4 protein-coding genes, 1 tRNA gene and 3 rRNA genes are annotated in these 16,503 nt (G+C 65.7%); 7 read left to right on the forward strand and 1 reads right to left on the reverse strand.

Going from position 1 to position 16,503, the window contains the following annotated elements:
- The first annotated feature begins 28 nt into the window (after positions 1-28).
- The 6 genes from BGK67_RS25235 to BGK67_RS25260 all read left to right on the forward strand — a co-directional run bounded on the left by BGK67_RS25235 (position 29) and on the right by BGK67_RS25260 (position 8,066).
- Complete coding sequence (locus tag BGK67_RS25235; protein ID WP_069922218.1) at positions 29-1,714, forward strand: ribonuclease J; 1,686 nt, start codon at positions 29-31, stop codon at positions 1,712-1,714.
- Positions 1,715-2,342: 628 nt separating this feature from the next.
- Positions 2,343-3,867, forward strand: a 16S ribosomal RNA gene (locus tag BGK67_RS25240).
- Positions 3,868-4,150: 283 nt separating this feature from the next.
- Positions 4,151-7,273 (forward strand): 23S ribosomal RNA (locus BGK67_RS25245).
- A gap of 76 nt (positions 7,274-7,349) precedes the next feature.
- A 5S ribosomal RNA gene (gene rrf, locus BGK67_RS25250) occupies positions 7,350-7,466 on the forward strand.
- Together the 16S, 23S and 5S rRNA genes with 1 tRNA gene alongside form the textbook arrangement of a ribosomal RNA operon.
- Positions 7,467-7,471: 5 nt before the next feature.
- A tRNA-Thr gene (locus BGK67_RS25255) sits at positions 7,472-7,544 on the forward strand.
- 303 nt (positions 7,545-7,847) lie between these two features.
- The gene (locus tag BGK67_RS25260; RefSeq protein WP_069922219.1) at positions 7,848-8,066 is read left to right on the forward strand and encodes a hypothetical protein; all 219 of its coding nucleotides are present in this window, start codon (positions 7,848-7,850) and stop codon (positions 8,064-8,066) included.
- A 17-nt stretch (positions 8,067-8,083) separates the two neighbouring features.
- Here BGK67_RS25260 and BGK67_RS25265 read toward each other — a convergent pair whose 3' ends face one another.
- Positions 8,084-10,666, reverse strand: coding sequence for a SpoIIE family protein phosphatase (locus BGK67_RS25265; protein ID WP_069922220.1), 2,583 nt, complete (start codon positions 10,664-10,666; stop codon positions 8,084-8,086).
- A gap of 166 nt (positions 10,667-10,832) precedes the next feature.
- Here BGK67_RS25265 and BGK67_RS25270 point away from each other — a divergent pair, with 166 nt between their 5' ends.
- Complete coding sequence (locus BGK67_RS25270) at positions 10,833-16,358, forward strand: HAMP domain-containing protein (protein ID WP_208948749.1); 5,526 nt, start codon at positions 10,833-10,835, stop codon at positions 16,356-16,358.
- Positions 16,359-16,503 lie beyond the last annotated feature (145 nt).

Consider the following 16,503-nt stretch of genomic DNA (forward strand, 5'->3'; position numbering starts at 1 on the left):
ACGTGGCGCGTGTGGTGAGGAGAGACTTTTGAGCCATCCGCATCCTGAACTCGGTCCGCCGCCGAAGCTGCCCAAGGGCGGCCTGCGGGTCACCCCCCTGGGTGGCCTGGGCGAGATCGGCCGCAACATGACGGTCTTCGAGTTCGACGGCCGTCTGCTGATCGTCGACTGCGGCGTCCTCTTCCCCGAAGAGGAGCAGCCGGGCATCGACCTGATCCTGCCGGACTTCTCGTCCATCAGGGATCGCCTCGACGACATCGACGGCATCGTGCTCACGCACGGCCACGAGGACCACATCGGCGCCGTCCCCTTCCTCCTGCGGGAGAAGCCGGACATCCCGCTGATCGGCTCCAAGCTGACGCTGGCCCTCATCGAGGCGAAGCTCCAGGAGCACCGCATCCGCCCCTACACCCTCGAGGTGAAGGAAGGCGAGCGCGAGGCCCTCGGCCCCTTCGACTGCGAGTTCATCGCCGTCAACCACTCCATCCCGGACGCCCTGGCCGTCGCCATCCGCACCGGTGCGGGCATGGTCGTCTGCACGGGCGACTTCAAGATGGACCAGCTCCCGCTGGACAACCGCCTGACCGACCTGCACGCCTTCGCGCGTCTGAGTGAAGAGGGCATCGACCTCCTCCTCTCGGACTCGACGAACGCCGAGGTCCCGGGCTTCGTCCCGCCCGAGCGCGACATCTCGAACGCCATCCGCGGCGTCTTCGCGAGCGCCCAGAAGCGGATCATCGTGGCCTCGTTCGCGAGCCACGTGCACCGCATCCAGCAGATCCTGGACGCCGCCCACGAGTACGGCCGCCGGGTCGCCTTCGTCGGCCGCTCGATGGTCCGCAACATGGGCATCGCCCGCGACCTGGGCTACCTCCGGGTCCCGGCCGGCCTCGTGGTCGACGTCAAGACGCTCGACGACCTGCCGGACGACGAGGTCGTGCTGGTCTGTACGGGCTCCCAGGGCGAGCCGATGGCGGCCCTGTCCCGCATGGCCAACCGCGACCACCAGATCCGGATCGTCCCCGGCGACACCGTGATCCTGGCGTCGTCCCTGATCCCGGGCAACGAGAACGCGGTCTACCGCGTGATCAACGGCCTGACCCGCTGGGGCGCCAACGTCGTGCACAAGGGCAACGCCAAGGTGCACGTTTCCGGCCACGCCTCAGCGGGCGAGCTGCTGTACTTCTACAACATCTGCAAGCCGCGGAACCTGATGCCGGTCCACGGTGAATGGCGCCACCTGCGCGCCAACGCCGAGCTCGGTGCCCTGACGGGCGTCCCGAAGGACCGCATCGTCATCGCCGAGGACGGCGTGGTCGTCGACCTGATCGACGGCAAGGCCCGGATCTCCGGCAAGGTCCAGGCCGGCTACGTGTACGTGGACGGCCTCTCGGTCGGCGACGTCACCGAGGCCTCGCTCAAGGACCGCCGGATCCTCGGAGACGAGGGCATCGTCTCGGTCTACGTGGTGGTGGACAGCACCACGGGCAAGGTCGTCAGCGGCCCGAACATCCATGCCCGGGGCTCCGGCATCGATGACTCCGCCTTCGGGCCGGTGTCCGCGAAGATCGAGGAGGCCATCGCCAGGGCAGCCGCCGACGGCGTGGCCGAGCCGCACCAGATCCAGCAGCTCATCCGCCGCACGATGGGCAAGTGGGTGTCGGACAGCTACCGCCGCCGCCCGATGATCCTCCCCGTTGTCGTCGAGGTCTGACCCTCCCCGTAGCGACGTGACCGGAGCGGGGCAACCGGATTTGCATCCAGGGGCCCCGCTCCAGTACGTTTACGTCTCCACCCCGCAAGACACCCCGGCACACACGTGTGTCCGGCCGCGTCGTGCGGGCGGGTGGGAATCCAGACCCGGGGAGACCTGATAAAGTCTGCTCCGCCCGAAAGGGAAAGGCCCTCCGAAGGCCATTGGAATTCCAATCCAAGCCGGAAACGGTAGGGAATGGATCTGATAGAGTCGGAATCGCCGGAAAGGGAAAGCGCGGAAGCGCAGGACCTGGAAAGCACCGAGGAAATCGGGCCCGAGAGGGTCTGATAGAGTCGGAAACGCAAGAACAGCAGGAAAACAGAACGAAAGCCCGGAGGAAAGCCCGAGAGGGTGAGTACGAAGGAAGCGTCCGTTCCTTGAGAACTCAACAGCGTGCCAAAAATCAACGCCAAAAGTTGATACCCCGTCCATTTCGGTGGATGAGGTTCCTTTGAAAAAGACCTGTGGGGCTCCCTCGTGGAGTGCTTGCAGGCGATTACACAGCGAGGACGCAGTGGACGGTCGGTCTTATTCCGACATGATCGTCCCGCTCTACGTGATGTGTGCACCCGATTACGGGTAAACATTCATGGAGAGTTTGATCCTGGCTCAGGACGAACGCTGGCGGCGTGCTTAACACATGCAAGTCGAACGATGAAGCCCTTCGGGGTGGATTAGTGGCGAACGGGTGAGTAACACGTGGGCAATCTGCCCTTCACTCTGGGACAAGCCCTGGAAACGGGGTCTAATACCGGATACCACTCCTGCCTGCATGGGCGGGGGTTGAAAGCTCCGGCGGTGAAGGATGAGCCCGCGGCCTATCAGCTTGTTGGTGGGGTAATGGCCCACCAAGGCGACGACGGGTAGCCGGCCTGAGAGGGCGACCGGCCACACTGGGACTGAGACACGGCCCAGACTCCTACGGGAGGCAGCAGTGGGGAATATTGCACAATGGGCGAAAGCCTGATGCAGCGACGCCGCGTGAGGGATGACGGCCTTCGGGTTGTAAACCTCTTTCAGCAGGGAAGAAGCGAAAGTGACGGTACCTGCAGAAGAAGCGCCGGCTAACTACGTGCCAGCAGCCGCGGTAATACGTAGGGCGCAAGCGTTGTCCGGAATTATTGGGCGTAAAGAGCTCGTAGGCGGCTTGTCACGTCGGATGTGAAAGCCCGAGGCTTAACCTCGGGTCTGCATTCGATACGGGCTAGCTAGAGTGTGGTAGGGGAGATCGGAATTCCTGGTGTAGCGGTGAAATGCGCAGATATCAGGAGGAACACCGGTGGCGAAGGCGGATCTCTGGGCCATTACTGACGCTGAGGAGCGAAAGCGTGGGGAGCGAACAGGATTAGATACCCTGGTAGTCCACGCCGTAAACGTTGGGAACTAGGTGTTGGCGACATTCCACGTCGTCGGTGCCGCAGCTAACGCATTAAGTTCCCCGCCTGGGGAGTACGGCCGCAAGGCTAAAACTCAAAGGAATTGACGGGGGCCCGCACAAGCAGCGGAGCATGTGGCTTAATTCGACGCAACGCGAAGAACCTTACCAAGGCTTGACATATACCGGAAAGCATTAGAGATAGTGCCCCCCTTGTGGTCGGTATACAGGTGGTGCATGGCTGTCGTCAGCTCGTGTCGTGAGATGTTGGGTTAAGTCCCGCAACGAGCGCAACCCTTGTCCTGTGTTGCCAGCATGCCCTTCGGGGTGATGGGGACTCACAGGAGACCGCCGGGGTCAACTCGGAGGAAGGTGGGGACGACGTCAAGTCATCATGCCCCTTATGTCTTGGGCTGCACACGTGCTACAATGGCCGGTACAATGAGCTGCGATACCGTGAGGTGGAGCGAATCTCAAAAAGCCGGTCTCAGTTCGGATTGGGGTCTGCAACTCGACCCCATGAAGTCGGAGTTGCTAGTAATCGCAGATCAGCATTGCTGCGGTGAATACGTTCCCGGGCCTTGTACACACCGCCCGTCACGTCACGAAAGTCGGTAACACCCGAAGCCGGTGGCCCAACCCGTAAGGGAGGGAGCTGTCGAAGGTGGGACTGGCGATTGGGACGAAGTCGTAACAAGGTAGCCGTACCGGAAGGTGCGGCTGGATCACCTCCTTTCTAAGGAGCACAGTACCGATTGCAGACAAATGTTCTGCACGGTCAGCTCATGGGTGGAACGTTGATTAGTTGGCACCTTCGGATCTGATGGTTCTCGAGTACTGCTTCGGCGTGGAAAGAGAAGACGGATGGTCGAGGGTGCTTGGCACGTTGTTGGGTCCTGAAGGTACGGCCGTGAGGTCATGTCTTCAGTGCCGGCCCCAGTGAACTTGTGCTCTTTGAGTACAGGGTGATGGGTGGCTGGTCGTTGTTTGAGAACTACACAGTGGACGCGAGCATCTGTGGCCAAGTTTTTAAGGGCGCACGGTGGATGCCTTGGCACCAGGAACCGATGAAGGACGTGAGAGGCCGCGATAGGCCCCGGGGAGCTGCCAACTGAGCTTTGATCCGGGGGTGTCCGAATGGGGAAACCCGGCAGTCGTCATGGGCTGTCACCCATGCCTGAACACATAGGGCATGTGGAGGGAACGAGGGGAAGTGAAACATCTCAGTACCCTCAGGAAGAGAAAACAACCGTGATTCCGGGAGTAGTGGCGAGCGAAACCGGATGAGGCCAAACCGTATGCGTGTGATACCCGGCAGGGGTTGCGCATGCGGGGTTGTGGGAATGAGCTTGATCGGTCTGCCGGCCGGTCGGCGAGTCAGAAACCGTTGATGTAGTCGAAGGACATGCGAAAGGTCCGGCGTAGAGGGTAAGACCCCCGTAGACGAAACATCAGCGGCTTGCTTGCTCATCTCCCAAGTAGCACGGGGCCCGAGAAATCCCGTGTGAATCTGGCGGGACCACCCGCTAAGCCTAAATATTCCCTGGTGACCGATAGCGGATAGTACCGTGAGGGAATGGTGAAAAGTACCGCGGGAGCGGAGTGAAATAGTACCTGAAACCGTGTGCCTACAAGCCGTGGGAGCGTCGCTCATTGGGTTTACCCAATGGGTCGTGACTGCGTGCCTTTTGAAGAATGAGCCTGCGAGTTAGCGGTGTGTAGCGAGGTTAACCCGTGTGGGGAAGCCGTAGCGAAAGCGAGTCCGAATAGGGCGATTGAGTTGCACGCTCTAGACCCGAAGCGGAGTGATCTAGCCATGGGCAGGTTGAAGCGGAGGTAAGACTTCGTGGAGGACCGAACCCACCAGGGTTGAAAACCTGGGGGATGACCTGTGGTTAGGGGTGAAAGGCCAATCAAACTCCGTGATAGCTGGTTCTCCCCGAAATGCATTTAGGTGCAGCGTCGTGTGTTTCTTGCCGGAGGTAGAGCACTGGATAGGCGATGGGCCCTACCGGGTTACTGACCTTAGCCAAACTCCGAATGCCGGTAAGTGAGAGCACGGCAGTGAGACTGTGGGGGATAAGCTCCATGGTCGAGAGGGAAACAGCCCAGAGCATCGACTAAGGCCCCCAAGCGTACGCTAAGTGGGAAAGGATGTGGAGTCGCAGAGACAACCAGGAGGTTGGCTTAGAAGCAGCCACCCTTGAAAGAGTGCGTAATAGCTCACTGGTCAAGTGATTCCGCGCCGACAATGTAGCGGGGCTCAAGCGTACCGCCGAAGTCGTGTCATTGCAGCAATAGGGCCAACGCCCGCTGTGATGGGTAGGGGAGCGTCGTGTGCCGGGTGAAGCAGCAGCGGAAGCTAGTTGTGGACGGTTCACGAGTGAGAATGCAGGCATGAGTAGCGATACACACGTGAGAAACGTGTGCGCCGATTGACTAAGGGTTCCTGGGTCAAGCTGATCTGCCCAGGGTAAGTCGGGACCTAAGGCGAGGCCGACAGGCGTAGTCGATGGACAACCGGTTGATATTCCGGTACCCGCTTTGAAACGCCCAATATCGAATCAGGCGATGCTAAGTCCGTGAAGCCGTTCCGGACCCTTCGGGGAAAGGAAAGTGGTGGAGCCGACGAACCAGACTTGTAGTAGGTAAGCGATGGGGTGACGCAGGAAGGTAGTCCAGCCCGGGCGGTGGTTGTCCCGGGGTAAGGGTGTAGGCCGAGGGGTAGGCAAATCCGTCCCTCATTAAGGCTGAGACCTGATGCCGAGCCGATTGTGGTGAAGTGGATGATCCTATGCTGTCGAGAAAAGCCTCTAGCGAGTTTCATGGCGGCCCGTACCCTAAACCGACTCAGGTGGTCAGGTAGAGAATACCGAGGCGTTCGGGTGAACTATGGTTAAGGAACTCGGCAAAATGCCCCCGTAACTTCGGGAGAAGGGGGGCCATCACTGGTGATCGGATTTACTCCGTGAGCTGGGGGTGGCCGCAGAGACCAGCGAGAAGCGACTGTTTACTAAAAACACAGGTCCGTGCGAAGCCGTAAGGCGATGTATACGGACTGACGCCTGCCCGGTGCTGGAACGTTAAGGGGACCGGTTAGTGCGCTTTCGGGCGTGCGAAGCTGAGAACTTAAGCGCCAGTAAACGGCGGTGGTAACTATAACCATCCTAAGGTAGCGAAATTCCTTGTCGGGTAAGTTCCGACCTGCACGAATGGCGTAACGACTTCTCGACTGTCTCAACCATAGGCCCGGTGAAATTGCACTACGAGTAAAGATGCTCGTTTCGCGCAGCAGGACGGAAAGACCCCGGGACCTTTACTACAGTTTGATATTGGTGTTCGGTTCGGCTTGTGTAGGATAGGTGGGAGACTTTGAAGCGGCCACGCCAGTGGTTGTGGAGTCGTCGTTGAAATACCACTCTGGTCGTGCTGGATGTCTAACCTCGGTCCGTGATCCGGATCAGGGACAGTGTCTGATGGGTAGTTTAACTGGGGCGGTTGCCTCCCAAAGGGTAACGGAGGCGCCCAAAGGTTCCCTCAGCCTGGTTGGCAATCAGGTGTTGAGTGTAAGTGCACAAGGGAGCTTGACTGTGAGACCGACGGGTCGAGCAGGGACGAAAGTCGGGACTAGTGATCCGGCGGTGGCTTGTGGAAGCGCCGTCGCTCAACGGATAAAAGGTACCCCGGGGATAACAGGCTGATCTTCCCCAAGAGTCCATATCGACGGGATGGTTTGGCACCTCGATGTCGGCTCGTCGCATCCTGGGGCTGGAGTCGGTCCCAAGGGTTGGGCTGTTCGCCCATTAAAGCGGTACGCGAGCTGGGTTTAGAACGTCGTGAGACAGTTCGGTCCCTATCCGCTGTGCGCGTAGGAATATTGAGAAGGGCTGTCCCTAGTACGAGAGGACCGGGACGGACGAACCTCTGGTGTGCCAGTTGTCCTGCCAAGGGCATGGCTGGTTGGCTACGTTCGGGAGGGATAACCGCTGAAAGCATCTAAGCGGGAAGCCTGCTTCGAGATGAGTATTCCCACCTCCTTGAGAGGGTAAGGCTCCCAGTAGACGACTGGGTTGATAGGCCAGATGTGGAAGCCCGGTAACGGGTGAAGCTGACTGGTACTAATAGGCCGAGGGCTTGTCCTCAGTTGCTCGCGTCCACTGTGTTAGTTCTGAAATAACGAACGGCTGTGTTCATGCCAGCGTTCTAATTTCATAGTGTTTCGGTGGTCATAGCGTTAGGGAAACGCCCGGTTACATTCCGAACCCGGAAGCTAAGCCTTTCAGCGCCGATGGTACTGCAGGGGGGACCCTGTGGGAGAGTAGGACGCCGCCGAACAACCCGCCCTTTTAGCTCAGTCGGTAGAGCGTCTCCATGGTAAGGAGAAGGTCAACGGTTCGATTCCGTTAAAGGGCTCCGACGAGAAAGGCCCCCGCCTCATGGCGGGGGCCTTTTTTGCGTTTCGGGGTGCGGCAGGCCGCTGGTAGGGGTCCCACCGGCCGGCGGGGACCTGCTGTCAAGCCCCGACTTTCCGGGTCGTGACCGCGGTCGTGGCGTGGGGCGCAATGGGATCACGGATGACGGAACGGGAGGCGGACAGCCTCCGCCGCATCCGCAGTCCGAGCCCCTCGTGCTGCGAAAGGAACCCCTCATGACGATCGCAAGGATCCGACGCCTCGCTCTGAGGATCGTGCAGGCCATGGCGGAAGGGGACGTCGCATGAGCACCGGAAAGATGCGACGCCTCGTCTCGAAGATCACGCCCGTGGAGAGTGCGACTGGAGCCCGCTCCGCGTCCACGCCCGGCCACCCGGTCACCGGGTCGGCGCACACTGGCCCCCACGTCGACAACGACAGACCACCCCTGGCCACGGAGATGGCGGAGCCGTCCTTCATGATCCTGTCGACGAGGCCGAGGCCCAGGCGCCACGAGCGGTAAGGAGGACGACAGCGTCCTCAGTCGCCCTCGCGCTGCTGCGGGACGCGGAAGGCCAGGATCGCCATGTCGTCCGAGGCGGGCTCGGCGGCGAAGCGCTCCACCGCGCGCAGGACACGGGAGGCGACCGCACCCGCGGTGAGGCCCGTGCACGTGGTGAGGACCTCGGCGAGGCCGTCGTCCCCGAGCATGCGGCTGCCCTCGCGGCGTTCGGTCACGCCGTCCGTGACGCAGAGCAGCACGTCACCCGGGTCGAGGGTCAGGGTCTCCTCGTACAGGTCGAGGTCGTCGATCACGCCCAGCAGGGGCTGCGGCTCCGCGGCCGGGAGTACCTCGCCGTTCGGGCGCAGGCGCAGCGGGAGCGGATGGCCGGCGCAGACGACCTTCATCAGCGCGCTGCCGTCCGGCTGCGGGTGGAGCTCGCCGTAGAGGAGGGTGAGGAAGCGGCTGCGGGCGCCCTCGTCGAGGATGGCCGCGTTGAGACGTTCGAGGACGGCGGGTCCGCCCAGGCCCTCGCGGGCCAGCAGGCGCAGGGCGTGACGGGCCAGGCCCGTGACCGCGGCCGCCTCCGGGCCCGTTCCGCAGACGTCGCCGATGGCGAAGCCGTACGCGCCCTCGCGGATCGGGAAGACATCGTAGAAGTCGCCGCCCACCTCGTTGCCCTCGCCGGCCGCGCGGTAGATGACCTCGACCTCCATGCCGGGGATCGCGGGGGAGCCGGGCGGCAGCAGGCTGCGCTGGAGGGAGCGGCTGATGGCCGTCCGCTCGGAGTACAGCCGTGCGTTGTCGAGAGCGAGCGCGGCCCGGCGGGAGAGGTCCTCGGCGAGTTCGAGGATCTCCTGGCGGAAGTGCTCCTCACTGGGCTTGCCGAGGGTGAGCATGCCGATCACGCGGTTGCGGGCCATCAGCGGGAGGACGACGGTCTCGCCGCCCACCGCGAGAGCCGTCTCCGGCCACGGGCGGGCGCCGGCCCCGCGGACCGGCTCGGGCGGGCTGACCCGGGAGAGCAGGGCCTTCAGGCCGTCGATGCGCTCCTCGTCCTCGTGCAGGACAAAGGAGAGGTACGGATCCGAGGACTGGTCGGCGATCGTGTAGACGGCGCACCAGGTGGCCAGCGTGGGGACGGTCATCTGCGCCATGAGGGCGAGGGTCTGGTCCCGGTCGAGGGTGCCGGCCAGCAGGTCGGAGGCCTCGACGAGGAAGGAGAGCGAGCCGCGGCGCAGGCGCTCGAGCTCCCCGAGGCGGGCGGACTCGACGGCCAGGGCGATGCGGTCGGCGGCGAACTGGAGGCGCAGGGCCTCCTCGTTCGAGTAGCGGCCGGGGACCTCGGCGGCGACGCCGAGGGAGCCCGTGAGGCGGCCTTCGACCTTCAGCGGGACGGTCACCACGGACCTCATGCCGGTGGACTCCAGGAGCGGGACGGCTCCGGGCACCGAGGCGAGGTCGTCGTGGACGGCGGGCATGCGGGCCGAGCCGTACCGGTTGGTGCCGGCCTCGACGGGGACGCGGGCGAAGCGCTGGCGGGTGGAGGGAAGCCCGGTGGTGGCGCGGACCTCCAGCTCGGTCTCGTCGTCGGTGGCGAGGAGCAGGAAGGCCGCGTCGGCGTCGAGGAGGTCACGGGCCCGCTCGACGGTGCGCTGGAGGAGGCCGTCGAGGTCGTCGGGGGCGGGCGAGCCGATGAAGACCTCGAACGGGTCGGCGGGGCGGGGCTCGGTGAGCTGGCTGCCGTCGGCCGGGATCCGTACCGGGGTCTGGAGGAGGGCGCGCTCGTCGTCGTGGACGAGGAGGCAGACGATGGAGGGCTCGCCATGGGCGTCGCGTACCCGCAGGTGGGAGGCGTAAACGGGGATGACGCGGCCGTCGGCGCCGCGGATGCCGTAGCTGCCCTCCCAGCGGGAGAGGGCCAGTGCCTCGGCGATGCCGGTGCCGGTGCCGGGGGTCTGGGGCCAGGCGGCGAGCTCGGCGAGCGGGCGGCCGACGACCTTCTCGGAGGGGTAGCCGAAGACGTGCTCGGCGTCCTCGTTCCAGGCGGAGACGGCACCCGCGGAGTCGATCTGCAGGACGGCGACGCGGACCCGGCTGTCGGCGAGGGGGAGCAGCTGGTCGGGGACGACGGGGCCCGCGGAGCGGGTACCGACCGGCCGGTCCGGGAGGTCGAGGCGGAACCACACGTGCTTGTGGGTGGCGGTGTACTCGACGCCCCAGCGGGTGGCGAGGGCGGCGCAGAGCATCAGGCCGCGGCCGTTCTCGCGGTCGGGGTCGGCGTAGGGGCGCTCGCCGGGGTGCTGGAGCGGGAGCTCGCGCTCCGGGTAGCGGTCGGCGACCTCGACGCGTACGCCGTCCCCCGCGCGCAGGCACAGGACCTCGGCCCGGGTTCCGGCGTGGACGACGGCATTGGTGACGAGCTCGCTGGTGAGCACCACCGCGTCGTCGACGATGTCCGCGAAACCCCAGCCCTGCAGGGTGTCGCGGACGAACGCGCGGGCGGCGGCGACGGAGCGCCCGAGGGGGTCGAAGCTGGCAGCCGCCCGTGCCGTGATCACTGGTCTCCTTCGACGCGGTTGGACATCGGGTGCCAGGTTACTTACCTTCGCGGTCGGCATGGTGCGGTCGTCGGGGATTCCACCCGCAGGGTACGGCGGGTGTGCGATGGTGCCGAAGTGTTATGGCCGGGTTCGGCCAGGGTGAAACACTGGGCAGGCTTGAAGAGCTGGGCAGGAACACTCGTCGCCCGGTGGAACAGCGGTCGACCCTTTCGGGAGGGACACGGTGGAGTCTGGCGCAGCGGTGCGGCGTACGGGAACGCGGCCGAAGGGCGGTCGTTCCCGGCGCGGGGGGACGACCGAGGTCGATACCGCCGCTCTGAACCGGCTGCTCACGGCCCTGGTGTCGATGCGGGACGGGAACTTCCGCAAGCGGCTGACGGTGTCCGGCGAGGGCGTGATGGCGGAGATCGCCGCCGTCTACAACGAGGTCGCCGACCGCAACCTGCACCTGACCGGGGAGCTGTCGCGGGTCCGCAGGATGGTGGGCCGCGAGGGCAAGCTGAGCGAACGGCTGGAAACCGGTGCCTGTGAGGGCTCCTGGGCCGCCGCGATCGACGCGTCGAACCAGTTGGTGGACGACCTGGCCCGGCCGGTGTCCGAGGTGGGCCGGGTGCTGTCGGCGGTGGCCGAGGGCGATCTGGACCAGCGGATGGATCTGCGGACCCAGGCCACGGAGGGCGCGGGGCATCCGCTGCGCGGTGAGTTCCTGAAGGTCGGGCGTACGGTCAACAACCTGGTCGACCAGCTGTCCGCGTTCACCGACGAGGTGACGCGCGTGGCGCTGGAGGTGGGTACCGAGGGCAAGCTCGGCGGTCAGGCCCAGGTGCGCGGAATGTCGGGTTCTTGGAAGGATCTGACCGACTCCGTCAACACGATGGCGTACCGGCTCACCGCGCAGGTGCGTGATATCGCTCTCGTGACGACGGCGGTGGCCAAGGGTGATCTGTCGCGCAAGGTCACCGTGCACGTGGCCGGCGAGATGCTCCAGCTGAAGAACACCGTGAACACCATGGTGGACCAGCTGTCCTCGTTCTCCTCCGAGGTGACCCGCGTGGCCCGCGAGGTCGGTACGGAGGGGGAGCTGGGCGGCCAGGCGAAGGTGCCCGGGGTCGCCGGTGTGTGGAAGGACCTGACCGACTCCGTCAACACGATGGCGGGCAACCTGACGGCTCAGGTGCGCGGGATCGCACAGGTGACGACGGCGGTCGCGAACGGCGACCTGTCGCAGAAGGTACGGGTGAGCGCGCGCGGCGAGGTCGCGCAGCTGGCCGAAACGATCAATCAGATGACGGAGACCCTGCGGACCTTCGCGGACGAGGTCACGCGCGTCGCCAGCGAGGTCGGGGCCAAGGGTCTGCTCGGCGGTCAGGCGCAGGTGCCGGGTGCGGCGGGGACGTGGAAGGACCTCACCGATTCGGTGAACACGGTCTTCCGCAATCTGACCACGCAGGTGCGGGACATCGCGCAGGTGACGACGGCGGTGGCCAACGGCGACCTGTCGCAGAAGGTCACGGTCGACGTGGCCGGCGAGATGCTGGAGTTGAAGAACACCGTCAACACGATGGTGGACCAGCTCCAGTCCTTCGGTGCGGAAGTGACGCGTGTGGCCCGTGAGGTCGGCGTCGAGGGTGAGCTGGGCGGTCAGGCGCAGGTGCCGGGTGCGGCGGGGACGTGGAAGGACCTCACCGATTCGGTGAACACCGCCTTCCGCAACCTCACCGGCCAGGTCCGCAACATCGCGCAGGTGACGACGGCGGTGGCCAACGGCGACCTGTCGCAGAAGGTCACCGTGGACGTCTCCGGCGAGATGCTCCAGCTGAAGAACACCGTGAACACGATGGTGGACCAGCTGTCCTCCTTCGCCGACCAGGTCACGCGGATGGCGCGGGACGTGGGCACGGAGGGCCGGCTCGGCGGCCAGGCCCGGGTCGAGGGGGTGTCGGGGACCTGGAAGGAGCTCACCGACTCCGTCAACTTCATGGCCGGGAACCTGACCTCGCAGGTGCGCCAGATCGCCCAGGTGACCACGGCGGTGGCGCGCGGCGACCTGTCGCAGAAGATCGACGTGGACGCCCGGGGCGAGATCCTGGAGCTGAAGAACACCATCAACACGATGGTGGACCAGCTCTCGGCCTTCGCGGAGCAGGTCACCCGGGTGGCCCGGGACGTGGGTACCGAGGGCCGGCTCGGCGGTCAGGCGCAGGTGCCCGGCGTGGCCGGCGTATGGCGTGACCTGACGGACTCGGTGAACGGCATGGCCGGGAACCTGACCTCGCAGGTGCGCAACATCGCGCAGGTCGCCACGGCGGTGGCGCGCGGGGACCTGTCGCAGAAGATCGACGTGGACGCCCGGGGCGAGATCCTGGAGCTGAAGAACACCCTCAACACGATGGTCGACCAGCTCTCGAACTTCGCGGAGCAGGTGACCCGGGTGGCGCGGGAGGTGGGTACCGAGGGCATCCTCGGCGGCCAGGCGGAGGTGAAGGGTGTCTCCGGCACCTGGAAGGACCTCACCCAGTCCGTGAACTTCATGGCCAACAACCTGACCTCGCAGGTGCGCAACATCGCCGAGGTGACCACGGCGGTGGCCATGGGCGACCTGTCCAAGAAGATCACCGTCGACGCGAAGGGCGAGATCCTCGAACTGGTCACCACCGTCAACACGATGGTGGACCAGCTGTCGTCGTTCGCGGAGCAGGTGACGCGGGTGGCGCGCGAGGTGGGTACCGAGGGCATCCTCGGCGGGCAGGCGCGGGTGCGCGGGGTCACCGGCATCTGGAAGGACCTCAGCGACAACGTCAACACCATGGCCGGGAACCTGACGGCGCAGGTGCGCGGGATCGCCCAGGTCTCGGCGGCGGTGGCCAACGGCGACCTGACGAAGAAGGTCACCGTCGAGGCGCGCGGCGAGGTCGCGCAGCTCGCCGACACGGTCAACACGATGGTGAAGACCCTGTCGTCCTTCGCCGACGAGGTCACGCGCGTGGCCCGTGAGGTGGGTACGGAGGGCCGCCTGGGCGGCCAGGCGCACGTGCCGGGCGTCTCGGGGACGTGGAAGGACCTCACCGACTCGGTGAACTTCATGGCCTCCAACCTGACCGGTCAGGTGCGGCAGATCGCCATGGTCACGACCGCCATCGCCAAGGGCGACATGACCAAGAAGATCGACATCGACGCGCGCGGCGAGATCCTGGAGCTGAAGACCACCATCAACACGATGGTCGACCAGCTGTCCTCGTTCGCCGACCAGGTGACGCGGGTGGCCCGCGAGGTGGGCACCGAGGGCATCCTGGGCGGCCAGGCCCGGGTCCGGGACGTCGACGGCACCTGGCGGGACCTCACGGAGTCCGTGAACGAGATGGCCGGGAACCTCACCCGGCAGGTCCGCGCCATCGCGGCCGTGGCCACCGCGGTGACCCGTGGCGATCTCAGCCTGAAGGTCGACGTGGACGCCGCGGGCGAGATCCAGGTCCTCCAGGACAACATCAACACGATGATTGTCAACCTGCGCGACACCACCTTGGCCAACAAGGAGCAGGACTGGCTCAAGGGGAACCTGGCGCGGATCTCCGCGCTGATGCAGGGCCGCCGCGAACTCGACGACGTCGCCTCGCTGATCATGAGCGAGCTGACGCCGGTGGTCTCGGCGCAGCACGGTGCCTTCTTCCTGGCCCTGCCGGCCGGCGGCACCAACGAGATCGGCACGGAGGGCGGTGCGGACGGCTCGTACGAGCTGCGGATGCGCGGAAGTTACGCGTACGCCGGAGGCCAGGTGCCCACCTCCTTCCGGCCGGGGGAGGGGCTGATCGGGACGGTCGCGCAGGAGAAGCGGACGATCCTGGTCGAGAACACCCCGCCCGGCTACCTGAAGATCTCCTCGGGGCTCGGCGAGGCGCCGCCCGCGCACGTGATCGTGCTGCCGGTGCTCTTCGAGGGGAAGGTGCTCGGCGTCATCGAGCTGGCGTCCTTCACGCCGTTCACGCAGATCCAGAAGGACTTCCTCAGCCAGATCGCCGAGATGATCGGTACCAGCGTCAACACCATCAGCGTCAACTCCAAGACGGAGATGCTGCTGAAGCAGTCGCAGGAGATGACCGAGCAGCTGCGGGAGCGCTCCGACGAGCTGGAGAACCGGCAGAAGGCCCTGCAGGCCGCGAACGCGGAGCTGGAGGAGAAGGCCGAGCTGCTGGCCCAGCAGAACCGGGACATCGAGGTGAAGAACACCGAGATCGAGGAGGCCCGGCAGGTCCTGGAGGAGCGCGCCGAGCAGCTCGCGGTCTCGATGCGCTACAAGTCCGAGTTCCTCGCGAACATGTCGCACGAGCTGCGGACCCCGCTCAACTCGCTGCTGATCCTGGCCAAGCTGCTCGCCGACAACGCGGACGGGAACCTGTCGGGCAAGCAGGTGGAGTTCGCCGAGACCATCCACGGCGCCGGCTCGGACCTGCTCCAGCTGATCAACGACATCCTCGACCTGTCGAAGGTCGAGGCCGGGAAGATGGACGTCTCGCCGACGCGGATCGCGCTGGTCCAGCTCGTGGACTACGTGGAGGCCACCTTCCGGCCGCTGACCGCGGAGAAGGGGCTGGACTTCTCGGTGCGGGTCTCGCCGGAGCTGCCGGCCACGTTGCACACCGACGAGCAGCGGCTGCTGCAGGTGCTGCGCAACCTGCTGTCCAACGCGGTGAAGTTCACCGACACCGGGGCGGTGGAGCTGGTGATCCGGCCGGCCGGGGCCGATGTCCCGACGGCGATCCGCGAGCAGCTGCTGGAGGCCGGCTCGCTGCGGGAGGCCGACGGGGACCTGATCGCCTTCTCGGTGACCGACACCGGCATCGGGATCGCGGCGAGCAAGATGCTGGTGATCTTCGAGGCGTTCAAGCAGGCCGACGGTACGACGAGCCGCAAGTACGGGGGCACGGGCCTCGGCCTGTCCATCAGCCGGGAGATCGCCCGGCTGCTCGGCGGGGAGATCCACGCGGCCAGCGAGCCCGGCCGCGGCTCCACCTTCACGCTGTACCTGCCGCTGCACCCGAGCGAGCTGCCCCCTCAGGGGTACGCGCCGCCCACGCCCGGCGGTGCCCGTGCCGAGCTGTACCGCAGGCCCTCCGAGGAGGCGCGGCCCGCGCTGCCCGCCTCCCCCGCGGCGCCGGCGGCTCCGGCGCAGGCCGCTCCCGGCCGGGGGGAGCGCTCGGCCCTGCCGGGCTCGGAGCCGGGCCAGGGCGGGGCGGCGCTGTTCCGGCGCCGGCGCAAGTCGCTGAGCGACCTGGAGCCGCGTACGGGCGTGCCGGGGCAGCCCGGGGTGGCGGGGCCCGAGGACGGCTGGGGCAGCGCCGAGGAGGAGCTCCCGGTCGTGCCGCGGACGTACGACTTCCACGGTGAGAAGGTCCTCATCGTGGACGACGACGTGCGCAACGTCTTCGCGCTGACCAGCGTGCTGGAGCAGCACGGGCTGGCCGTGCTGTACGCGGAGAACGGCCGCGAGGGCATCGAGGTCCTGGAGCAGCACGACGACGTGACGGTCGTGCTGATGGACATCATGATGCCGGAGATGGACGGCTATGCGACGACCTCGGCGATCCGGCGGATGCCGCAGTTCGCCGGGCTGCCGATCATCGCGCTGACGGCGAAGGCGATGAAGGGGGACCGGGAGAAGGCGATCGACTCCGGTGCTTCCGACTACGTCACCAAGCCGGTCGACCCCGATTATCTGCTGTCGGTGATGGAGCAGTGGATGCGCGGCAAGTGACCGCCCGGCGAGCGGGTCGGCGACGATTGCCGACGGAGTATGCCCGAAGCGGTGTGGGAGGGCGGCGGACGGGGAACGTTCTGCTCTCACCCCGCGTTTCCGCTTCGGGCACAGTGACATCTTGGTGACAGGGTGTGGCGATCTC

The organism is Streptomyces subrutilus (genome assembly GCF_001746425.1).
GTDB lineage: Bacteria > Actinomycetota > Actinomycetes > Streptomycetales > Streptomycetaceae > Streptomyces > Streptomyces subrutilus_A.